Here is a 20,200-nt window from a genome sequence, read left to right on the forward strand (position 1 = left end):
ATGGTCGTGATCGACCCGTTCCACAACCGGATCGTGTTCCACGAGCCGGTGCCCGCGACCGTCGAGCCCCGGCCCGCCGAGGCCGCCGCGCCCATCGAGCTCGCCTACGAGCTGGGCTGCACCCCGGAGCGGGCCTTCGACACCTTCACCCGCGACCTCGGCGACTGGTGGGACCCGGCCTACGCGCCGGAGGGCCTGGTGCGCGCCGAGCTCGAGCCGCGGGTTGGCGGCGCGGTGGTCCACCACCTCGCCGACGGCACGACCTACCGCTGGGGCGAGGTGGTCGTCTGGGACCGGCCCGGTCACTACGCCCAGACCTTCACGCTGGCGCAGGACCCCGAGCACCCCAGCCGGCTCGACCTCTGGATCGAGCCGACGCCGGACGGCTGTCGGGTGCGGTTCGCCCACGGCGGCTGGAACCCCGGCAACGTCGCGGGCCGCGCCCGCTTCAGCGAGTGGCACGTGCTGCTCGACCGGTTCGCCGCCGCCGCCGAGAAGGCAGCCGCCGCGGACTAGGGCGGTCCAGGGTCGGGGCATGGCCGGGATCGAGCTGGGCTACCTCGGGGCCTGCGTCGGGCGGCCGTCGCCGGTGGCCCTGCCCTGGGAGGACGACGGCTCGGTCTGGCAGTCGGCCGACATGTGGGCCACGCCCGACCAGTCGCGGGAGTACCTCCTTGGCCTCTACCGCCGGGCGTGGCAGCCCAGCGACGAGTCCCTGGCCAGCCGGCCACTGCGACATCGTCCGCGAGCTCGTCGACGGGCCCCAGGTCCCGCGGAGTACGTCGGCCGGATCCAGGCCGCCGCGGACCCCTTTCGACCCTGACTGCAGCATCCACAGCGGCGTCACAGCATCGGCACGGAGCCGAGACAGCCACGTTCGGTCTGATCGGCGCAGCGTCGGCGATCCGCGCCGGCTCTTCGCACCGAGGAGTCTTCGATGCCCGTCCTGTCCCGACTGCGTCACCCCGGCCGGGCCGCCCTGCTGAACGGCGTCCTCGTCCTGGCGCTCGCCCTGGTCGGGCTGATGACCTACCGCGCCGTGGCGGTGGGCAGGACTCCGAGCGCCACCGCGTCCCGCACCACCACCGTCGACACGGGGACGGTGACCGCCACGGTGACCAGCAGCGGCAACATCGAGGCCGACCGGACCCTCGCGGTGGACTTCGAGGGCTCGGGTGGCACGGTCAAGGCGATCTACGTCAAGCCCGGCGACGAGGTGCGCCGGGGGCAGCGGCTGGCCACGGTCCTCGACACCTCGGCGCGTCAGGGGCTGGCATCCGCCCGGGTCCAGCTGGAGTCGGCCGAGGCCTCCTACGACTCGGCCGTGCAGGGACAGACGCCCGCGCAGCGCTCGGCCGACGAGGAGTCGGTCTCCGGCTCCCAGGTGTCGCTGCGCGGTGCCGAGCTCGCGTTGACCCAGGCCCGCCAGTCCGCCGCCCTGGACCGGCGTCAGCGGGGCGCGGCCGTCACCGCGGCGGAGCGCACGCTGCGGCAGGCCCGCTCGGCACAGCCGGTGGACCACACCGCCGTTCAGAGCGCGCGGTCGGCGCTGGCGACGGCGCGGCAGACCCGAGCCTCCACCAGCCTCGCGGACCGGCACCAGGTCCAGTCGCAGGAGCAGGCCCTGGCCTCGGCGCGACAGCAGCTCGCCAGCGCGAAGGCCACCGTTGCGGTGAACGAGCAGCCCGCGACCTCCTCGGCCGTCGCCCAGGCCCAGGCTCAGGTCGACAGTGCCCGGATCGGGGTCGAGCAGGCGCGCAGCACCCTGGACGAGGCGACCCTGAGGGCTCCCGAGGCCGGGCGCGTGGCCGCGGTCAACGGCACCGTCGGGCAGTCCTCGACCAGCTCCAGCGGCTCCAGCAGTGACAGCTCCTCGACCGCCACCGGGTTCGTCACCCTGGTGTCGGCGAGGACGCTCGAGGTCACCGCCGACGTGGCCGAGGCCGACATCAACGACGTCAAGGTCGGCCAGCCCGCGACGGTGACCATCTCGGCCGACGACAAGGAGCTGAAGGGCACGGTCGCCGAGGTGGCCGACACCTCGACCGTCACCAACAACGTCGTCGAGTACGCCGTGACCGTGCGGGTCGACCGGGGGAAGGGCGTGAAGCTGGGCCAGACCGCGCAGCTGGTCATCACCACCGGGGCGAAGCAGTCCGTCCTCCGGGTCTCGAGCTCGGCGCTGACCACCATCGGCAACACGACGACGGCCACCGTGCGGGCCGCGGACGGCACCACCACCACGCGCCAGGTCACGACCGGCCTCGAGGGAGACAGCTTCACCGAGATCCTGAGCGGGCTCCAGGCAGGCGACGTCGTGGTCCTGCCGCGGACCTCGACCACCGGCAGCACCGGCTTCTCCTTCCCGGCCGGCGGCGGCGCGGTCGTCGGCGGCGGCGGCTTCCGATGAGCACCGCCCATCCGGTCATCTCCATGCACGCCATCACCAAGGTCTACGGCACCGGCGACACCGAGGTGCGCGCCCTCGACGGCGTCGACCTCGCGGTCGAGGGCGGCGAGCACGTCGCGATCATGGGCGCGTCGGGCTCGGGGAAGTCGACGCTGATGAACATCATCGGCTGCCTCGACGTCGGCACGTCGGGTCGCTACCTGCTCGACGGGATCGACGTACGCCGGGTGGCGGAGTCGCGACTCGCGCTGGTCCGCAACCGCAAGATCGGGTTCGTCTTCCAGAGCTTCAACCTGGTCGCCCGCACGTCCGCGCTCCGCAACGTCGAGCTTCCCCTCGCCTACGCCGGCGTCCCACGAGGCGAGCGTCGGGAGCGCGCCATCGAGGCGCTGACCAGGGTCGGGCTGGCGGACCGGCTGGAGCACCAGCCCTCGGAGCTCTCCGGCGGTCAGCAGCAGCGGGTCGCGCTGGCCCGGGCCATCGTCACCCGACCCGCCCTGCTGCTGGCCGACGAGCCCACCGGCGCCCTCGACAGCCACAGCACCGCCGACGTGCTGGCGCTCTTCGACGAGCTGGCCGCCGAGGGCCGGACCATCCTGGTGATCACCCACGAGAGCGATGTCGCCGAGCATGCCCAGCGCATCGTGCGGATGGCTGATGGCCGGATCGTCTCCGACGCGCAGAGCGTCCAGGTGCCGGCATGAACGTCGCGGAGACCGCGAGGTTCGCCTGTCAGGGCGTGACCGCGAACAAGCCGCGCTCCGCCCTGACGACGCTTGGCGTCCTGATCGGGGTCGCAGCCGTGATCATCCTGGTCGCGGTCGGCACCGGCTCGAGCCGCAGCGTCTCGGAGCAGATCAGCAAGCTCGGCAGCAACACCCTCACCGTCCAGGCGTCCTCGACCGCGGCCGGCGGACGCGGCGGGCCCGGCGGCGGGTTCGCCCCGTTCGCCGGCCCCGCGAGCAGCTCCTCGGGCTCCACGACGTCGCAGACCGCCACGAAGACCCGCACTCCGCAGATCACGCTCTCCGACGCCCGGGCGATCGCCACCAGCAAGCAGGCCCCCGACGTGCTCGGTGTCGCACCGGTGGTGAACGCCTCCTCGGTGACCGCGACGTACGACGGCGCCTCCCACTCGGTCGGGACGACGACCGGGACCACCCCGGCGTACCTGCTCATCGACAACTCCTCCGTGCACTACGGCAGCGCCTTCACCGACGCCGACTACACCGAGCACCGGCGGGTCGTCCTCGTCGGCCAGACCGTGGCCCAGGACCTGGTCGGCGACGACGTGGAGGAGCTGGTCGGCAGGACCATCTCGCTCAACGGGATCTCGTTCCGGGTCGACGGCATCCTCACGAGCAAGGGCAGCACCGGGCCGCAGGACCAGGACGACCGCGTCGTCGCACCGCTCACCGCGGTGCAGGACACGCTGTCCGGGTACGGCGCGCTGAGCACCATCTCGATCAAGGCGACGTCCGCCGACACCGTGACGCTCGCCGAGGGCGAGGTCGAGTCGATCCTCGACGCGCGGCACCAGGTGACCAGCACCGACCGCGACTACTCGGTGTCCAGCGCCTCGTCGATCCTCAGCGCGGCCACGTCGTCGAACCGGACCTTCACCGTGCTCCTGGGTGCGGTGGCCGCGATCTCCTTGCTGGTCGGCGGCATCGGGGTCATGAACATCATGCTCGTCACCGTCACGGAGCGGACCCGCGAGATCGGGATCAAGAAGGCACTCGGGGCCGGCCGCGGCGACATCGTCGGCCAGTTCCTCACCGAGGCCGTGCTGCTGTCGCTGTTCGGCGGCGTGGTCGGCGTCGTCGTGGGCCTGGTCGGGTCGCGGTTCACCATCGTCGGCGTCCAGCCCACGGTCGCGCCGTACTCCGTGGGGCTCGCCTTCGGCGTCGCCATCCTGATCGGGCTCTTCTTCGGTCTCTACCCCGCCAACCGGGCCGCGTCGCTGCGACCCATCGACGCCCTGCGCTACGAGTGAGGGCCGCCATGACCCAGGAGTCCCCCGTGTCGCACACCGCCGTCTCGCCGTCCCAGCCCCTCGACGCCGAGTGGCTGGGAGCGCCCTCGCGCCGCTCGCGCTTCCGGATCGCCGTCCTGGCCGCCCTGGCCGTGCTGCTGGTGTTCCTCGGCGGGGTCGAGGTCCAGAAGCGCTGGGGGGCGGCTGCCACCAGCGCGTCCGCTGCGTCGCCGTTCGCTGGGAGCCTCCCCGCGGGCGGCTTCCGCAGCCAGACGACGCCGTCCGGCGCGACGACACCGGCCGTGATCGGAAAGGTCACCGGGATCCACGGGCACACCTGGACCGTCCGAGACCTGGGCGGCAAGGACCACACGGTGACCGTCACCGCGCGGACGACCCTGACCCGCTCGGTGGTGCGGGCATCCGGCCCGATCCGCACCGGCAGCACCGTGACGGTGCAAGGCTCGACCCAGGGCCACACCGTCGTGGCCACCGCGATCACGATCCGCTAGTCCCCTTCGAGAGGAACCCGATGACCCGCCTCACCCACCGCGTCGCCTCACTGGTGGTCGCCGGCCTGCTCGGCGCCGCCGTCCTCACCGGCTGCGGGTCGTCGTCCTCCACGACCGGGTCGCACAGCCCGTCCGGCTTCCGGTCCGGTCTCGGTTCGGGAGGACCTGCCGGCGGCTTCGCCCAGAACCCCGCGCTGCTCAAGAAGATCACCGCATGTCTCAAGGCCGCGGGCCTGTCGTCGAGCCTGCCGACCGGTCGCCCCTCCGGCTTCGCCTCGGAAGGGCCGCCGTCGGGCTACGCCAGCGGCAGCCCGGTCCCCCGGCCGTCCGGAGGCAACGGCGGTGCCTTCTTCGGCAACAGCCAGGTGCAGTCGGCGCTCAAGGCCTGCGGGATCACCATCCCGCGCCCCACCGGCGCCCCCAGCGGAGCCGCCACCCCCGACTGACGACCCGTTCGGAGCCCGCCCGCCTCAGCACGAGCGCAGGAACGAGCCGAAGTGCGGCACGGTGAAGGCGATGCGCCCGCGTTCGCCGGAGTAGATCAGGCCCTTCTTGAGCAGCGCATCGCGGGCGGGCGAGAGGGACTGCGGCTTCTTGCCCAGGACGGCCGCGACGTCGGCGGTCGGCACCGACTCGCTCCCCTCGACCGCGGCGTCGGCCATCGCCCGGAGGTACTCGCGCTCGCCGGGAGTGGCACGCTCCAAGCGCGACCCGAAGAACCCGATCGCCAGCTCGCGCTCGGCCTCCGGGGCGCCCACCGCGACGTCGCCGGCGGTGATCGGCGACCGCGGGGCAAGATCCCACACGGTCTTGCCGTAGGCCTGGATGAAGTAGGGGTAGCCGCCGGTGGCGAGGTAGAGCGCCGCCAGCGCCTCCTCGTCGTACGCCGCGTCCTCGGCCTCCGCCGGCACCCGCAGCGCGAGGTCGGCGCTGTCCCGGTCGAGCCGGTCGATCCGCTGGTAGGCGAAGAGCCGCTCGGAGTAGGACTTCGACGCCGAGAGGACGGCCGGCAGGTGCGGGAGGCCGGCACCCACCACGATCAGCGGCAGCCCCGACTGACCGAGCTCGTGGCACGCGGCGCAGAGCGCCGACACGTCGTCGGCTCCGAGGTCCTGCATCTCGTCGACGAAGACGGCGACCCCCCGGCCGAGCTCGGCGGCCAGTCCGCCGATGTCGGAGAACAGCTCGACCAGGTCGATCTCGATGTCGCCGGAGTCGGCCCGGCCGCGGACCGCCGGGGCGTCGATGCCCGGGTGCCACCGGTCGCGGAGCCTCGCGGCGTTGCCGGCCTCACGCTCGGCGAAGGAGCGGACGACCCCGAGGACATGGTCGGCCGACTCCTCGTCGGCCGGCCCCAGCTCGCGCACGGCCTGGTGCAGCGCCGAGGAGAGGGGCCGGCGCAGGCCCTGGTCGGGACGCGCCTCGAGCTTGCCGGTCCCCCAGCCGCGGCGGACGGCGGCCGAGCGGAGCGCGTTGAGCAGCACGGTCTTGCCCACGCCACGCAGCCCGGTGAGCACCAGGCTCCGCTCGGGCCGGCCGTGGGCCACCCGCTCGAGCACCACGTCGAACGCCGCGAGCTGAGCGCCGCGGCCGGCCAGCTCGGGCGGCCGCTGCCCCGCGCCGGGGGCGTAGGGGTTGCGGATCGGGTCCATGCTCGGACCGTATCGGCCTCTCTAGCAGATTCCGCATACTCCTGCCGTGTCGCCGCGATGTGCGCGATCGGGATTTAGTTAGTACCGTTGAACTAAATGACTTCGACAACGACTTCCACGACCTCCGCCCCGTCCTCACTCGGCCCGCGCTACAAGTGGGTGGCCCTGTCCACCACGACGCTCGGCGTCCTGATCGCGACGATCAACTCCTCGATCCTGCTGATCGCGCTGCCCGACATCTTCCGCGGCCTGAGGATCGACCCCCTCGCCCCGGGGAACTCCAGCTACCTGCTCTGGCTGATCATGGGCTACCTCGTCGTCACCGCGGTCCTCGTGGTGGCCTTCGGCCGGCTCGGCGACATGTACGGCCGGGTGAAGATGTTCAACGCGGGATTCGCGATCTTCACCGCCTTCTCGGTGGCGCTGAGCATCACCTGGATGACCGGGACGCCGGGGGTGCTCTGGCTGATCGTCATGCGCATCCTCCAGGGCATCGGCGGCGCCCTGCTGATGGCGAACTCCTCGGCGATCATCACCGACGCCTTCCCGTCGACCCAGCGCGGCCTCGCCCTCGGGCTCAACATGGTGGCCGGCATCGCCGGCTCGTTCCTGGGCCTGGTGATCGGCGGCGTCCTGGCTCCCGTGGACTGGCGGCTCGTCTTCCTGGTCTCGGTGCCGTTCAGCGTGTTCGGCACCGTCTGGGGCTACCTCAAGCTGCGCGACCTGAGTCCGCGGCGCCACCACGTCATGGACTGGTGGGGCAACATCACCTTCGCGCTCGGCCTGGTCGGCGTCCTGGTGGCGATCACGTACGGCATCCAGCCCCACGGCTCCCACATCATGGGGTGGACCAACCCGTGGGTGCTGGCCTCGATGATCGGCGGCCTCGCCCTGCTGGCCGCCTTCTGCGTGATCGAGACCCGCATCGACCACCCGATGTTCCACCTCGAGCTGTTCAAGGTCCGGGCGTTCAGCTACGGCAACCTCGCGAGCCTCCTGGCTGGTCTCGGCCGCGGCGGTCTGATGTTCATCCTGATCATCTGGCTCCAGGGCATCTGGCTGCCCCGCCACGGCTACTCCTTCGAGTCGACGCCGCTGTGGGCCGGCATCTTCATGCTCCCGATGACCCTCGGCTTCCTGGTCGCCGGGCCGCTGTCCGGCTGGCTCTCCGACCGCTACGGCGCTCGGCCGTTCGCGACCGGCGGCATGCTGATCGCGGCGCTGAGCTTCCTGGCCTTCGCCGCCCTGCCGGTCAACTTCTCGTACTGGATGTTCGCGGCCGCGCTGTTCTTCAACGGCTTCGGCATGGGCCTCTTCGCCTCTCCCAACCGGGCCGCGGTGATGAACGCCCTCCCCGCCAACCGGCGAGGCGTCGGCGGCGGCATGAGCACGACGTTCCAGAACACCTCCATGGTGCTCTCGATCGGCATCTTCTTCTCGCTGATGATCGTGGGCCTGGCGGGATCCCTGCCGCACACGATGCAGACCGGACTCACCGCCCACGGCGTACCCGCCGGTCAGGCCCACGCGATCGCGGGGCTGCCCCCGGTGGCGGTCCTGTTCGCGTCGCTCCTGGGCTACAACCCGGTGCAGTCGCTGCTGGGCGCCCACACCCTCTCGCGGCTGCCCGGCCACGACTCGGCGTACCTCACCGGGCACACGTTCTTCCCGTCCCTGATCTCGGGGCCGTTCCACGACGGACTGATCGTCGCCTTCGCCTTCGCGATCCTCGCGTGCCTGGTCGCCGCCGCCGCCTCGTGGTTCATGGGCGAGAAGTTCGTGCACGCCGACGACCAGCACGAGGAGACCCCGCTCGACTTCGCCCAGCCGGAGGCGGGTGCGCCCGAGCCCGAGGCGGTCCGGTCGTGACCCGCGAGCTCACGCTGCTGGCCGGCGAGGTCCGCACCGAGGTCAACCGGCTGGCCTACCACCTGCGGACCCCCGCGACCCGCTCCGGGATCACCCCGACGCGGCTGACGGCGCTGTCGGCGCTCACGCGGTACCCCGACGGCGTACGCCAGGGCGACCTCGCCGAGCTGATGAACATCTCGGCGCCCAGCATGACCCGCCTGGTCGAGATCCTGGAGGAGGCCGGGTGGGTCGAGCGCCGCCGCGACCCCGCCGACCAGCGCTGCCTGCTCCTGGTGCTCTCGCCGGTCGGGGAGAAGACGCTGGCCACCCTGCGCGAGGAGTCCGCGACGGTCCTCAGCGAGGAGCTGGCCGACCTCTCCGACGACGAGCGCGCCGCCCTCGCGGCCGCCGTACCGGTCCTGCGCAAGCTGGCCGACCGCCACCTGGACCCCTGAGGAGTCAGCCGACCTGGTGGCGGCGCGACCGGGCGACGGCGTACGCCGTGTCGAGACCCGAGCGGAGCAGGTCGATCAGCTCCGGCACGTCCTCCACGTTCAGCCGGAAGGAGCCGGCGCAGACGTTGTCGCGCCACAGCGAGAGGACGACCATGTCGGTGTCGTAGTGCCACGACACCCGGAGTGCACGGTCGGCACCGCGAGCGTCGAGGAAGATCTCCCCGTTCGCGGGCAGCGGTCGTGCCGAGGTCATGCTCGATTGTGCCCCCGCACCTCGGATCTGTCATCGGATCCGGCACCGGAGCGAGGGCGCCGGTGGCTAGGCTCGCAGGCATGCCGGAGCTGCCCGAGGTGGAGGCGCTGGCCCTGGACCTGCGGGGCCGGCTAGACGGTCACGCCATCGCCCAGGTGCACGTCGCCGCGTTCAGCGCCCTGAAGACCTTCGATCCCCCCGTCCAGGCGCTGGAGGGCACGCTGGTCGACGACGTGTCCCGGCACGGCAAGTTCCTCGACATCGAGGCCAGCGGGCTCCACCTCGTGCTCCACCTCGCGCGAGCCGGCTGGGTGCGCTGGCGCGACGAGCTGCCCGCCGGGCCGCCTCGACCCAACAGCAAGTCCGGGCTGGCGGTCCGGGTGGTCCTCGACGACGGCAGCGGGCTCGACGTGACCGAGGCCGGCACCAAGAAGAGCCTGGCCGCCTACGTCGTCCGGTCGCCGCACGACGTGCCGGGCATCGCCAGCCTGGGACCCGACCCGCTCGACGACGCCTTCACCCGCGACACCCTCGCGAACATCCTCGAGGACGCCGGGCGCGGCCAGATCAAGGGCGTGCTGCGACACCAGGGCACGATCGCCGGCATCGGCAACGCCTACAGCGACGAGATCCTGCACACCGCGCGGATGTCGCCGTTCAAGCCGGCCAACAGCCTGACCGCCGCCGAGCTCGACGGGCTGTTCGCGGCGATCAAGGACGAGCTCGGAGACGCCGTGAAGCGCTCCAGCGGGCTGCCGGCCAGCGAGCTCAAGGGCGAGAAGAAGACCAACATGGCCGTCCACGGCAGAGCCGGCCAGACGTGCCCGGTCTGCGGCGACACGGTGCGCGAGGTCAGCTTCGCCGACACCTCGCTCCAGTACTGCCCCACCTGCCAGACCGGCGGCAAGCCCCTGGCCGACCGTCGCCTGTCACGGCTGTTGAAGTAGCCCGATGGAGATCCCCACCGCCGCCGTCGCCGGCGTCCCCGACCCGCTGCCCGAGGGTCTGCTGGTGCTCGACGTCCGCGAGGACGCCGAGTGGGCGGCGGGTCACGTCGCGGGCTCGGTGCATGTCCCGCTGATGGACCTCGGCCAGCGCTACGCCGAGCTGACCGAGCTGTTCGCGGCCGACCAGACCCTGGTGGTGTGCCGCTCGGGCAACCGGTCGGCGTACGCCGTGGGGTTCTTGGTCCAGCAGGGCATCGACGCGGTCAACCTCGAGGGCGGGCTGCTGGCGTGGGAGGCCACGGGCCGAGCCCTGGTCGCCGACGGCGACGCGCCGGCCATGGTGGTCTAGCAGCCGGGCGCTCCTAGCCGGGGCACTCGTCGGCGTAGTAGGTCAGGAAGGCTCGGACGTCGGCCTGGTCCGACGCCCTGAGTCCCTGGGTCATCCGGGTCAGGGCCGCGTTGCTGGCGGCATCCGGGAGCTGGCGCAGGTGCTGGAGCAGCACCACGAAGCCGCGCCGCTGGTCCGAGCCGATGTTGCCGGGGGTGCCCACCCGACCCAGCGTGGTCGCGGCCTGCTTGGGCGTGACGTCCGCCCCGAGGCCGGTGAAGGTCTTGCAGAAGGAGGCCTGGGAGGCATCGGTGGGCGGCGAGCCCGCGGACCCGCCGGAGGACCGCCCGCAGGCGCCGAGCCCCGCCGCGAGTGGCAGCGCGAGCAGGAGCGCGCCGGCGGTCGTGCGCCAGGTCGGGTGTCCCACGCTGCTCCTCGTCGGCCGCCGGTCACTGGTGGCCACCAGTGACCTCGGGCGGCCCGGTGCCCCTCATCGGGATGCTACGCACGGGGAGGCGCCGCGGTTCAGGCCAGTCCCGCCGGCCAGGACGCCTGGGGTGGTGCCTCGAGCAGACCGGGGAGGAGCGCGAGGTACTCCTCCCGCGACGTCTCGGTGGCCCCCAGCGAGGCCAGGTGCGGGGTCAGCCACTGCGTGTCGACCAACCGGTCTCGGCCCCCGTCGTCGAGGACCTCGACCAGCCCGAGCAGCGCGACCTTCGAGGCGTCGGTCTCGTGGTGGAACATCGACTCCCCCGCGAACAGGCCGCCGATCGCCACGCCGTACAGGCCGCCGACGAGGCGTCCGGCTCGCCAGGTCTCGACCGAGTGCACCCAGCCGAGCGCGTGCAGCCGGAGGTACGCCGCGCGGATCCGGCCGTCGATCCAGCCCGAGGGGCGGCGCGGGTCTGCGCAGGCGTCGATGACCTCGGCGCAGGCGGTGTCGAGCCGGATCTCGAAGCGGCGCCTCGACCGGGCCAGCGAGCGCGAGACGTGCAGCCCCCTGGGGCGGAGCACGCCGCGGCGCACCGGCGAGAACCACGCCATCGGCGCTCGCCGGCCGCCGACCGGCATCGGGAACAGCCCCCGTCGGTAGGCCGCCAGGACCGTGCCCGGCTCGAGGTCGGCACCGGTGGCGACGAGGTCGTCGTCGGGATGGAAGCGCTCGGGCGGCGGGAACTCCCAGATGGTCGGGGGAGGTTCGGCCGGCACGGACCAAGTTAAGCCCACGGGAGCCCCGTAGGATCGACCCATGGCCGGGTCCGCGACCACCAGCACGGCCGGGCGGCTGCCGGCCCGGCTGACCGAGCTCGCGCCCGGCCTCACCGCGGCGTTCGTCCGCGAGGCGCTGCATCGCGCGGTGCACGGGATCGGGCCGCTGCCGGCCGCCGCGGTGTCCGCCGACCGGCAGCTCATCGGCCGCCACGGCGACGTCGACCGGACCATCCACGACGTGATCGAGAGCCACGTCCGCTACGCCGGGGCACAGGGGTTCCTGACCAACCTCGGCGGGCTCACCACGATGGCCTTCACGGTCCCGACCAACATCTCCGGCCTCGCCCTGGTGGAGTGCCGGATGATCGCGTCGATCGCCCACCTGCGCCACTACGACCTCCACGATCCTCGGGTGCGCAACGCCGTCCTGGTCTGTCTGCTCGGCGAGGAGTCGGTGACCTCGCTGGTGGCCGACCTGCGGCTGCCGGCGCCGCCGATGGCGCTGGCCACCGCGCCCGCCCACGACCCGACGCTGGACCGGGTGATCTCCGCGGAGGTGGCCGCCGACCTGATCTCGAAGGTCGCCGGCAAGAGGCTCGCCGGGCAGGTCGGGCGCCGGATCCCGCTGGTGGGCGGCCTGGTGGGGCTGGGCGCCGACGGCTACGCGACGTGGAGGATCGGCCGCTACGCCGACCGCGAGCTCCTGCCCCTCGCCGCGCGGTAGGCCTTCATCGCGAGGGCGCCGGCGCGGCCCGACTCGAGCCGTCGGACCAGCTTCTCGCGCCAGCGGTACGTCGGCCGCAGGTGCGCCTTCTCCAGCAGGCGCTGGGTGTCGCGCAGCTCGCCCTCGCGCTGGCCGAGCTCGCGCTGGAGCCGCGCGTGGTCGAGGAGGACCGCCTTCAACGCGTCGACCGCGGCCCGCGAGACCAACGCCTCGTCGGGATGGTCGGGGTCGGCGTAGTCGGCGACCGGGGGGGCGCCGCGCAGGTCGTCGAGGTCGCCGATCACGTCGTAGCCGCGCGCGGTGATCTCCGCGATCCACGACTCCTCCAGCTCGGCTGCCCACGGGTGGACGTCGGGCGGCAGCGCCAGCCGCGGCGTCCTGGTGCGCCGCGACAAGGTCTGGTGGGCGAGCAGCTCGCGCACGAGCGGGCGGTACTGCGCGGGGTCGAGCTGCTCGTTGACGGCGCGGTTGATGCGCCGGATCAGCGTGGTCTCCGCGGCCCCGAGTGACGGGTTGACCCGCTCGCCGTCCAGCTGGAGCGAGATGCCGTCGAGCCCGAACGCCTCGACGAACCGCTTCCAGAGCAGCTCGGGGGTCCCGCCGGCCGGGGGCACGGTGACGACGTGGACGCGCTCGGGCGGCAGGTCGGCGCCCCAGCGGTCGAGGATGTCGGGGATCTCCTGCACGCCCCAGAACCACGTCGGGATCCGCCCCTCGCGACGCGGGTCGCGGATCCGCTCGAGGAACGCGCCGTACGACAGCGCCGCGCGGTGCTTGACGTTCTCCTGCCACTCGGCCGGGATCTGCCGGACCAGGTCGCGCGCCGACAGGACGAGGTGGATCTCGGCGTCGTCGCCGTGGCCCAGGCTCTCCAGCGCGCGGCCGATCTGGACCCGCGAGGCGGTGGCCAGGATCTCGTGGCTGATGATCGCGTCGCCGCGGGTCCCGCGGACCTTCGCCGCCAGGGAGTCCCAGGCGCCGATCGCCTGGGTCTCCAGGCCGCCCCAGGGCATCCGCATGAGGTCGAGCGCGGCCAGGAAGTGGGCGTCGTGGCGCGAGGCGGGGTAGGTGATGCCGTGCCGGTGCAGGGCACGCCGGTTGTGGTAGAGCACGTGCTGGAGGTACGACGTCCCGGTCTTCGGGGTGCCGACGTGGAGGTGGACCTTCTTGGTCAGGTCACTCCCCTCCTGTCGTCGGCCGCTCGGCGAGCGACGTGCCGATCGGCGGGCCCAGGAGGACCCCGATCGCCAGCTCGAGCACCCGGTCGTCGTCGGGCACCGACACGCCGTCTCGCACCGTCGGGCCGGGAAGGCTGCCGTGGACAGCGTAGTCACCGGCCGCGAGCCGGTCGCGCAGGCGACGCGTGTGGTCGCGGAGCCAGGCCTCGTGACCCGGCGCCACCCGCAGGCCCGGCCCGGGACGGGCGGCGAGGACCGGGCGCAGGCGGTGCCACATCAGGGCCGTCCGGCGCTCGGGGGCGACGAGCATCCCGACCACCGGCGCGGTCCGGCGCGCCAGCTCCACGGCGTCCGCCGAGAGCGGGGGCACGGTGACCGCGCGACGACGGCGTCCGCCCGCGAGCCGAGCGGCGAGGCGCGGATCGTCGAGCACGACGTGGACGCGGCCGCTGCCCACCCGGGGGCACCACCCCTGGGCCAGCGCGGCGAGGTCGACCCGGCCGAGCAGGCCCGACCGGCGTACCTCAGCGGCCAGCCACTCGGGCCAGGCGCGGACCCCGGCGCCCAGGCAGCGCGCCGTCCAGACGTGGACGAGCATCGAGCCGAGGTCGGTGCCCGCCACCACGACCGTCGCGCGACGTCCGCCCGGTGGACGGCCGTCGTGGACCAGGGCGTCGCGCAGAGGGCCGGCCAGCTCGGGATCGCCGATGACCCGGTAGCGCCGGCGCAGCAGCCGCGGCGTCCGCGCCTCGAGCGGGTCGCCGGCCGCGACCGTGTCCTCCGCGATCAGCGCCGTGGCCACCCGGACCAGCTCGTCCGCGGGCAGCGCGCCGGGATCGGTCGGAGGGGGGCCGAACGCCGAGGCCGGCAGCACGCCGGCCAGCCCCAGGTCGGGTCGCCCGCGGCCTGGCGCGCTGGCCGACAGCACGCGGTCGGCCAGCTCCGGCGAGGGCAGCTGCCGGCAGTTGATGCGGCGCAGCAGCTCCAGCTGCTGGGCACCGGGCAGGTAGCGACCGGACTGCTCGTCGGCGCCGGCCGCCGAGCCCCAGCCCGACCACGGCGTGGTGCCGCCGTCGCGGAGATGCGCGACCCAGCCCCAGGCCCTGGCCTCGTCGTCGCGCTGGCTCACCGGGTGCTGCCCTCGCGGGCCCGCCGGATGCGGGCGAGCATCGAGGAGTCGGGGTCGGGTCGGGAGGCGGCCTCCTGGGTCATCGCCGCCAGCGCGTCGAGGGCCGCCCGGAGCTGGGCCTTGCTCGAGACCCGGTCGGGATGGCGGTACTTCTCGCCCTCGGCCAACGGCTCCGGCAGGAGGTCGGCCAGGTCCCCGACCACGTCGACGCCGCTCTGCTCCAGCCATTCCGTCCAGGCCTCGCCCCGCTCTCTGGCCCAGTCCGTCATCGTCGGGGGCAGCAGGATCGGGCGGGAGCGGCGTCCGCCCAGGGTCTCGTCGGCGAGCATCCCGAGGATCAGGGCGTCGTAGTGGGGGTTCTCCCGGGTGCTGCGGCCGATCCGCTCGTTGAGCGCGCGCAGCACCTGGGTCTCGGCGCTGCCCAGCGAGGCGTTGGCCCGCTCGCTGTCCTCCGGGGCCCACTGCTCCTCGATGGCGAACGCCGTGCAGAAGCGCCGCCAGAGCAGGTCGGGGTCGCGCTCGGCCTCCGCCGTCTGCGGCACGGTGACGACGTGGACGCGGTCGGGCGAGAGCCCGTTGCCCCAGGTGGCGAGCACGGTGGGCAGGTCGAAGGCCCGCGCGAACCACGGCTTGCCGCTGCGGATGCGCGAGAGGTACCGGCCGTACTTCCAGCGCCGGCCCTGCTTGACGCTCTCCTGCCATCCCGCCGGCACCTGGCGGGTCAGGTCGCGCGCGGAGTAGACGATGTGGATCTCGGTGTCGGCACCGCCGAGATCCTGCTTGAGACGCGCGACGTGCTCGGGCTCGGCCGGGGCGAGGATCTCGTGGCTGATGATCGAGGTGCCGTTGGCGCGGCGTACCCGGCGGACCATGGCCTCCCAGGCACCCTCGGCATGGCCCGGCGCTCCGCCCCAGTCCTGGCCCATCAGGTCGAGGGCGGCCCGGAAGTGGAACATGCCGGTGCTCATCAGCGGGACCCGACTGGGGATGTGGACGTCGTGGCCGGCCAGGGACCTCAGGTTGCGGGCGAGCCGGTCCTGGAGGTACGTCGTGCCGGTCTTGGGCGCGCCCACGTGGACGTAGACCCTCCGGCTCATGACCGGAGTCTGTCAGCCCGAGAGGGCGCGGACCACGGCGGAGGGGCTCGGGCGACCGAGGTGGCCGGCGAGCCAGACCGAGGTCTGCACGAGCGCGTCCAGGTCGACGCCGTGCTCGATGCCGAGCCCGGTCAGGAGCCAGACGAGGTCCTCGGTGGCCAGGTTGCCGGTGGCGCTCTTGGCGAAGGGGCAGCCGCCGAGCCCGCCCGCGCTCGCGTCGTACGTCGTGACGCCGGCGCGGAGCCCCGCGCAGACGTTGGCGAGCGCCTGGCCATAGGTGTCGTGGAAGTGCAGGGCCAGGACGTCGAGCGGCGTGCCCGCCTCGGCGTACGCCGCCAGCAGCGCGGTCACGTGCCCGGCCGTGCCGACCCCGATCGTGTCGCCCAGGCTGAGCCGGCTCGCCCCGAGGTCCAGCAGGCGCCGGCCGACCGAGACGACCTGCTCGACCGGGACGGCGCCCTCCCACGGGTCGCCGAAGCACATCGAGACGTAGGCACGCACGTCGAGCCCCGCGTCGCGGGCGCGGCGCACCACCGGCTGGAACATCGCGAACTGCTCGTCGAGCGAGCGGTTGAGGTTCTTGCGCGCGAAGGTCTCCGTCGCGCTGCCGAAGATCGCGACGTGCTCGCAGCCGAGCTCCAGGGCCCGGTCGAGGCCTCGCTCGTTGGGCACCAGCACCGGCAGGCCGCGACCGGTCTCGCCCAGTCGGGTCATCAGCTCCTCGGCGTCGGCCAGCTGCGGCACCCAGGCCGGGTGTACGAAGCTCGTCGCCTCGACGACCGGGAGACCGGCCGACAGGAGCCTGCGGATCAGCTCCTCCTTGACCTCGACCGGCACCAGCTCGGGCTCGTTCTGAAGGCCGTCGCGTGGTCCGACCTCGTAGATCGTGACCCGGGCCGGCAGGTCGGCGGCCGGGACGGTCATCGGCAGGCCCGCCGCTCGTGACCCAGTCATCGGCTCGGTCATCGGCTCAGTCATCGGCTCGCTCATCGGCCCTCTCCACCACGAACAACGGCGCGCCCAGCGGCACCTGGCTCCCCGCGGTCGCCCCGACCGAGGTGACCGTGCCCGCGAACGGCGACGTGAGGGACAGCTCCATCTTCATCGCCTCCAAGGTTCCCAGCACCTGGCCCTCCTCGACGGCCTCGCCGGTGCTCACCCGGACCTCGAGCAGGGTGCCGGGCATCGGCGCGGAGATCGACCCGTCACCGACCGTCGCATGGTCGGCGAGCCGGTCGGGACCGGTCAGCACGAACCGCTGCCCGAGGTAGCTGACCTCGACGATGTCGGGCTGCACGTTCACGACGCCGCGCGCGCGTTGCCCGCCGATCTCCAGCTCGAGCGTGTGGTGGGCCGCGAGCAGCTCGCGCACCGGCACGCCGTCCACCGTGCCGGCGGCCCTGTCGACGACGACGTCGCGGTCGAGCTCGACCAGGGTGGGTGCGGGTGACGAGCCGAGCCGGAAGCCGTCGGCGTGGAACGGGTGGTCCCGGTCGAGAGCGGCCGGCAGCGCGCTCACCCAGGCCGCCATCACCCGGGGCACGTCAGCCTCGGGTCTCGGCAGCCGATGCCGGTCGAGCCAGGTGGTGTCGATGGTCGCCTCCGCGAACTCCGCACTGGCGACGAGGGCGCGCAGGAAGCCGGCGTTGGTGGTCAGGCCGAGGATCGCGGTCTCGTCGAGAGCGGCGACCAGAGCCTGGCGCGCGGCCTCGCGGTCCGCGCCGTAGGCCACCACCTTGCCCAGCATCGGGTCGTACGCCGTGCTGACCACCTGGTTGCTGCCCAGCGCCTGGTCGACGCGCACCGAGCCGGGCCACCGGACCAGCGACGTCGTCCCGGCCTGGGGCAGGAAGCCGCCGAAGGAGTCCTCGGCATAGACCCGGGCCTCGATCGCGTGACCCTCCAGCGCCACGCCGTCCTGGGTGAAGCCCAGGGGGTCGCCCGCGGCGACGCGGAGCTGGAGCTCGACGAGGTCGAGCGGCTCGCCCGCGACGCGCACCACCGACTCGGTGACGGGGTGCTCGACCTGGAGCCGGGTGTTCATCTCGAGGAAGTAGAAGTCGCCGGTCGCGTTGTCCAGCAGGAACTCGACGGTGCCCGCGTTGGTGTAGCCCGCGTGGCGGGCAAGGTGGGCGCCCGCGGTGGTGATCTGCTTGCGGAGGTCATCCCCGATCGTCGGTGCCGGCGCCTCCTCCAGCACCTTCTGGTGGCGGCGCTGGGTCGAGCAGTCGCGCTCGAAGAGATGGACGACGTCGCCCTGGGAGTCGCCGAGGACCTGCACCTCGATGTGACGACCGGACTCGACGAACCTCTCGACCAGCATCGTGTCGTCGCCGAACGACGACGCGGCCTCCCGTCGTGCCGCGGCGAGCGCCTCGGCGTACTCGCCGGCGGACCGCACGACGCGCATCCCCTTGCCACCGCCGCCGGCGGCCGCCTTGACCAGCACCGGGTAGGCGAACGACTCCGGGTCGTCGGCGACGGCGTAGGAGGGAACCACCGGCACCCCCGCCCGGACGGCGATGGCGCGCGCGTGGTCCTTGCGACCCATGGCGTCCATCACCTCCGCGCTCGGCCCGACCAGGCGGACTCCCGCCGCGTCCAGGGCGCGGGCGAACTCCGCGCGCTCGGAGAGGAAGCCGTAGCCGGGATGGACGGCGTCGGCGCCGACCGCGACGGCGGCGCCCACGACCGCGTCGATGTCGAGGTACCCGTCGATGCGCACGGCCTCGTCGGCGGCGGCGACGTGGGGCGCGTCGGCATCGAGGTCGGTGTAGACCGCCACCGTCGTGATGCCCAGGCGCGAGCAGGTGCGGAACACGCGCAGCGCGATCTCGCCGCGGTTGGCGACCAGGACCTTGGTGATCGTCATCGGGTCACATCCGGAAGACGCCGTACGACGGCGCCGGGGTCGGGGCGTGGGCGGCGACCGCGAGACCCATGCCGAGCACCCGCCTGGTGTCGGCGGGGTCGATGATGCCGTCGTCCCACAGGCGGGCGGTCGCGTAGTAGGGCGAGCCCTGCGTCTCGTACTGCTCGCGGATCGGCGCCTTGAACGCCTCCTCCGCGGCCCGCCCCTCCCCGGTGTCCTCGAAGCCGCGGACGGTGGCCAGGACCGAGGCGGCCTGCTCGCCCCCCATCACCGAGATCCGGGCGTTGGGCCACATCCAGAGGAACCGCGGGTCGTAGGCGCGGCCGCACATGCCGTAGTTCCCCGCGCCGAAGGACCCGCCGATCACGACGGTGAGCTTGGGGACGACGCTGCACGCGACGGCGGTGACCAGCTTGGCGCCGTCCTTGGCGATGCCGCCGTTCTCGTACTCCCGACCGACCATGAAGCCGGTGATGTTCTGGAGGAACACCAGCGGGATGCCGCGCTGGTTGCACAGCTCGATGAAGTGCGCCCCCTTGAGCGCGGACTGGCTGAACAGGATGCCGTTGTTCGCGACGATGCCCACCTCGTGGCCCCAGATGCGGGCGAAGGCACAGACAAGGGTGTCGCCGTAGAGCTTCTTGAACTCGTGGAAGCGGCTGCCGTCGACGATCCTGCGGATCACCTCGCGCACGTCGTACGGCGTCCGGGTGTCGGCGGGGACGACGTCGTAGAGCGAGTCCGGCGGCTCGTGCGGCTCGACGACCGGCACGTCGGTCGAGCCTGTCGAGACCACGGGCAACGTGTCCACGATGCTCCGCACGATCGCCAGGGCATGGGCATCGTCGTCGGCGAGGTGGTCGACGACGCCGGAGGTGCGGGCATGGACGTCGCCGCCACCCAGCTCCTCGGCCGTGACCACCTCGCCCGTGGCCGCCTTCACCAGCGGCGGACCGCCCAGGAAGATGGTGCCCTGGTTGCGCACGATCACACTCTCGTCGCTCATCGCCGGCACGTAGGCACCGCCGGCGGTGCACGAGCCCATCACGCTGGCGATCTGGGCGATGCCGCGGGCGGACAGGGTGGCCTGGTTGAAGAAGATCCGGCCGAAGTGCTCGCGGTCGGGGAACACCTCGTCCTGCATCGGCAGGAAGGCGCCACCGGAGTCGACGAGGTAGAGACAGGGCAGCCGGTTCTCCAGCGCGATCGTCTGCGCTCGCAGGTGCTTCTTGACGGTCAGGGGGTAGTAGGTGCCGCCCTTCACGGTCGCGTCGTTGGCGACGATCATGCACTCGCGTCCTTGCACCCGGCCGATGCCGGTCACGATGCTCGCGCTCGGGACGGCGTAGCTCCCCTCGCCGTACATCCCGAAGGCGGCCATGGGGCTCAGCTCCAGGAACGGGCTGCCGGGGTCGAGGAGGCGGTCGATCCGATCGCGCACGAGCAGCTTGCCGCGGTCGGTGTGCTTCTGCCGGGCCGCGTCGCTGCCGCCACGGCGTACGACGGCCAGATGCTCGCGCAGCTCCTCGACGAGCTCGCCCAACCCCGCGCCCACCTCGGTCGAGCCAGTCGTAGCCATGACCCTAGGTTAGCGATCGTTAACCT

Annotated in this window: 22 protein-coding genes; 12 read left to right on the plus strand and 10 right to left on the minus strand. The window is 72.9% G+C overall.

Annotated features, from left to right (window positions below; all coding sequences use genetic code 11):
- The 7 genes from VHW64_RS15990 to VHW64_RS16020 form a co-directional block, all read left to right on the plus strand.
- The coding region (locus tag VHW64_RS15990) for an SRPBCC domain-containing protein (protein WP_329651570.1) at positions 1–516 on the plus strand (516 nt) is incomplete at its 5' end.
- A gap of 19 nt (positions 517–535) precedes the next feature.
- Positions 536–823, plus strand: a complete 288-nt coding sequence (locus tag VHW64_RS15995) for a DUF664 domain-containing protein (protein WP_329651571.1) — start codon at positions 536–538, stop codon at positions 821–823.
- Between the two features lie 114 nt (positions 824–937).
- Entirely contained in the window at positions 938–2,410 is a 1,473-nt protein-coding gene (locus tag VHW64_RS16000; RefSeq protein ID WP_329651572.1) for an efflux RND transporter periplasmic adaptor subunit, read from the plus strand.
- Positions 2,407–3,114 carry an ABC transporter ATP-binding protein gene (locus tag VHW64_RS16005; protein ID WP_329651573.1) on the plus strand — a complete coding sequence of 236 codons (708 nt, stop codon included), beginning with the start codon at positions 2,407–2,409 and terminating at the stop codon, positions 3,112–3,114. The genes VHW64_RS16000 and VHW64_RS16005 overlap by 4 nt, the downstream gene beginning before the upstream one ends.
- Complete coding sequence (locus VHW64_RS16010; RefSeq protein ID WP_329651574.1) at positions 3,111–4,406, plus strand: ABC transporter permease; 1,296 nt, start codon at positions 3,111–3,113, stop codon at positions 4,404–4,406. The genes VHW64_RS16005 and VHW64_RS16010 overlap by 4 nt, the downstream gene beginning before the upstream one ends.
- A 26-nt stretch (positions 4,407–4,432) precedes the next feature.
- Positions 4,433–4,897, plus strand: coding sequence for a hypothetical protein (locus tag VHW64_RS16015; protein ID WP_329651575.1), 465 nt, complete (start codon positions 4,433–4,435; stop codon positions 4,895–4,897).
- A 20-nt stretch (positions 4,898–4,917) separates the two neighbouring features.
- Positions 4,918–5,343 carry a hypothetical protein gene (locus VHW64_RS16020; protein WP_329651576.1) on the plus strand — a complete coding sequence of 142 codons (426 nt, stop codon included), beginning with the start codon at positions 4,918–4,920 and terminating at the stop codon, positions 5,341–5,343.
- Between the two features lie 24 nt (positions 5,344–5,367).
- On the opposite strand, the gene VHW64_RS16025 is transcribed toward VHW64_RS16020, so the two are convergent.
- The gene (locus tag VHW64_RS16025) at positions 5,368–6,549 is read right to left on the minus strand and encodes an ATP-binding protein (protein WP_329651577.1); all 1,182 of its coding nucleotides are present in this window, start codon (positions 6,547–6,549) and stop codon (positions 5,368–5,370) included.
- A gap of 96 nt (positions 6,550–6,645) precedes the next feature.
- On the opposite strand from VHW64_RS16025, the gene VHW64_RS16030 reads away from it, so the two are divergent.
- Both VHW64_RS16030 and VHW64_RS16035 read left to right on the plus strand, forming a co-directional pair.
- The gene (locus VHW64_RS16030) at positions 6,646–8,418 is read left to right on the plus strand and encodes an MFS transporter (RefSeq protein WP_329651578.1); all 1,773 of its coding nucleotides are present in this window, start codon (positions 6,646–6,648) and stop codon (positions 8,416–8,418) included.
- On the plus strand, positions 8,415–8,855 hold the full coding sequence (locus VHW64_RS16035; RefSeq protein WP_329651579.1) for a MarR family transcriptional regulator: 441 nt from the start codon (positions 8,415–8,417) through the stop codon (positions 8,853–8,855). Before VHW64_RS16030 ends, VHW64_RS16035 begins: the two co-directional genes overlap by 4 nt.
- A gap of 4 nt (positions 8,856–8,859) precedes the next feature.
- Here the strand turns inward: VHW64_RS16035 and VHW64_RS16040 are convergent, their stop codons facing one another.
- The gene (locus VHW64_RS16040; RefSeq protein ID WP_329651580.1) at positions 8,860–9,108 is read right to left on the minus strand and encodes a hypothetical protein; all 249 of its coding nucleotides are present in this window, start codon (positions 9,106–9,108) and stop codon (positions 8,860–8,862) included.
- 80 nt (positions 9,109–9,188) lie between these two features.
- Here VHW64_RS16040 and VHW64_RS16045 point away from each other — a divergent pair, with 80 nt between their 5' ends.
- A complete protein-coding gene (locus VHW64_RS16045) occupies positions 9,189–10,055 on the plus strand; it encodes an Fpg/Nei family DNA glycosylase (protein WP_329651581.1) in 867 nt (288 codons plus the stop codon).
- A gap of 4 nt (positions 10,056–10,059) precedes the next feature.
- Positions 10,060–10,404 (plus strand): rhodanese-like domain-containing protein, encoded by a 345-nt coding sequence (locus tag VHW64_RS16050; protein ID WP_329651582.1) that lies wholly within the window; start codon positions 10,060–10,062, stop codon positions 10,402–10,404.
- Between the two features lie 13 nt (positions 10,405–10,417).
- Here the strand turns inward: VHW64_RS16050 and VHW64_RS16055 are convergent, their stop codons facing one another.
- Together VHW64_RS16055 and aat are read right to left on the minus strand one after the other, a co-directional pair.
- On the minus strand, positions 10,418–10,810 hold the full coding sequence (locus VHW64_RS16055) for a hypothetical protein (RefSeq protein WP_329651583.1): 393 nt from the start codon (positions 10,808–10,810) through the stop codon (positions 10,418–10,420).
- 98 nt (positions 10,811–10,908) lie between these two features.
- Entirely contained in the window at positions 10,909–11,592 is a 684-nt protein-coding gene (gene aat, locus VHW64_RS16060) for a leucyl/phenylalanyl-tRNA--protein transferase (protein ID WP_329651584.1), read from the minus strand.
- A gap of 40 nt (positions 11,593–11,632) precedes the next feature.
- On the opposite strand from aat, the gene VHW64_RS16065 reads away from it, so the two are divergent.
- Positions 11,633–12,319: a hypothetical protein gene (locus VHW64_RS16065; RefSeq protein WP_329651585.1), complete on the plus strand. Its 687-nt coding sequence runs from the start codon at positions 11,633–11,635 to the stop codon at positions 12,317–12,319.
- Here the strand turns inward: VHW64_RS16065 and VHW64_RS16070 are convergent.
- The 6 genes from VHW64_RS16070 to VHW64_RS16095 all read right to left on the minus strand — a co-directional run bounded on the left by VHW64_RS16070 (position 12,280) and on the right by VHW64_RS16095 (position 20,174).
- On the minus strand, positions 12,280–13,431 hold the full coding sequence (locus VHW64_RS16070) for a hypothetical protein (protein ID WP_329651586.1): 1,152 nt from the start codon (positions 13,429–13,431) through the stop codon (positions 12,280–12,282). The two genes, VHW64_RS16065 and VHW64_RS16070, sit on opposite strands and share 40 nt — an antisense overlap.
- Positions 13,432–13,495: 64 nt before the next feature.
- Positions 13,496–14,626: a hypothetical protein gene (locus VHW64_RS16075; protein WP_329651587.1), complete on the minus strand. Its 1,131-nt coding sequence runs from the start codon at positions 14,624–14,626 to the stop codon at positions 13,496–13,498.
- Positions 14,623–15,723, minus strand: a complete 1,101-nt coding sequence (locus tag VHW64_RS16080) for a hypothetical protein (protein ID WP_329651588.1) — start codon at positions 15,721–15,723, stop codon at positions 14,623–14,625. Before VHW64_RS16080 ends, VHW64_RS16075 begins: the two co-directional genes overlap by 4 nt.
- Positions 15,724–15,735: 12 nt before the next feature.
- Entirely contained in the window at positions 15,736–16,701 is a 966-nt protein-coding gene (locus VHW64_RS16085; RefSeq protein ID WP_329651589.1) for a hydroxymethylglutaryl-CoA lyase, read from the minus strand.
- Positions 16,694–18,595, minus strand: coding sequence for an acetyl/propionyl/methylcrotonyl-CoA carboxylase subunit alpha (locus VHW64_RS16090; RefSeq protein ID WP_329651590.1), 1,902 nt, complete (start codon positions 18,593–18,595; stop codon positions 16,694–16,696). The genes VHW64_RS16085 and VHW64_RS16090 overlap by 8 nt, the downstream gene beginning before the upstream one ends.
- 4 nt (positions 18,596–18,599) lie before the next feature.
- Positions 18,600–20,174: a carboxyl transferase domain-containing protein gene (locus VHW64_RS16095; RefSeq protein ID WP_329651591.1), complete on the minus strand. Its 1,575-nt coding sequence runs from the start codon at positions 20,172–20,174 to the stop codon at positions 18,600–18,602.
- Positions 20,175–20,200: the final 26 nt, after the last annotated feature.

The organism is Nocardioides sp. (genome assembly GCF_036267815.1).
Classification (GTDB): domain Bacteria; phylum Actinomycetota; class Actinomycetes; order Propionibacteriales; family Nocardioidaceae; genus Nocardioides.

Coding starts and splice junctions, on each gene's coding strand:
- VHW64_RS15995 (WP_329651571.1), top strand. CDS start 536: ATGGCCGGGATCGAGCTGGGCTACCTCGGGGCCTGCGTCGGGCGGCCG.
- VHW64_RS16000 (WP_329651572.1), top strand. CDS start 938: ATGCCCGTCCTGTCCCGACTGCGTCACCCCGGCCGGGCCGCCCTGCTG.
- VHW64_RS16005 (WP_329651573.1), top strand. CDS start 2,407: ATGAGCACCGCCCATCCGGTCATCTCCATGCACGCCATCACCAAGGTC.
- VHW64_RS16010 (WP_329651574.1), top strand. CDS start 3,111: ATGAACGTCGCGGAGACCGCGAGGTTCGCCTGTCAGGGCGTGACCGCG.
- VHW64_RS16020 (WP_329651576.1), top strand. CDS start 4,918: ATGACCCGCCTCACCCACCGCGTCGCCTCACTGGTGGTCGCCGGCCTG.
- VHW64_RS16025 (WP_329651577.1), bottom strand. CDS start 6,549: ATGGACCCGATCCGCAACCCCTACGCCCCCGGCGCGGGGCAGCGGCCG.
- VHW64_RS16030 (WP_329651578.1), top strand. CDS start 6,646: ATGACTTCGACAACGACTTCCACGACCTCCGCCCCGTCCTCACTCGGC.
- VHW64_RS16040 (WP_329651580.1), bottom strand. CDS start 9,108: ATGACCTCGGCACGACCGCTGCCCGCGAACGGGGAGATCTTCCTCGAC.
- VHW64_RS16045 (WP_329651581.1), top strand. CDS start 9,189: ATGCCGGAGCTGCCCGAGGTGGAGGCGCTGGCCCTGGACCTGCGGGGC.
- VHW64_RS16050 (WP_329651582.1), top strand. CDS start 10,060: ATGGAGATCCCCACCGCCGCCGTCGCCGGCGTCCCCGACCCGCTGCCC.
- VHW64_RS16065 (WP_329651585.1), top strand. CDS start 11,633: ATGGCCGGGTCCGCGACCACCAGCACGGCCGGGCGGCTGCCGGCCCGG.
- VHW64_RS16080 (WP_329651588.1), bottom strand. CDS start 15,723: ATGAGCCGGAGGGTCTACGTCCACGTGGGCGCGCCCAAGACCGGCACG.
- VHW64_RS16085 (WP_329651589.1), bottom strand. CDS start 16,701: ATGACTGAGCCGATGACCGAGCCGATGACTGGGTCACGAGCGGCGGGC.
- VHW64_RS16090 (WP_329651590.1), bottom strand. CDS start 18,595: ATGACGATCACCAAGGTCCTGGTCGCCAACCGCGGCGAGATCGCGCTG.
- VHW64_RS16095 (WP_329651591.1), bottom strand. CDS start 20,174: ATGGCTACGACTGGCTCGACCGAGGTGGGCGCGGGGTTGGGCGAGCTC.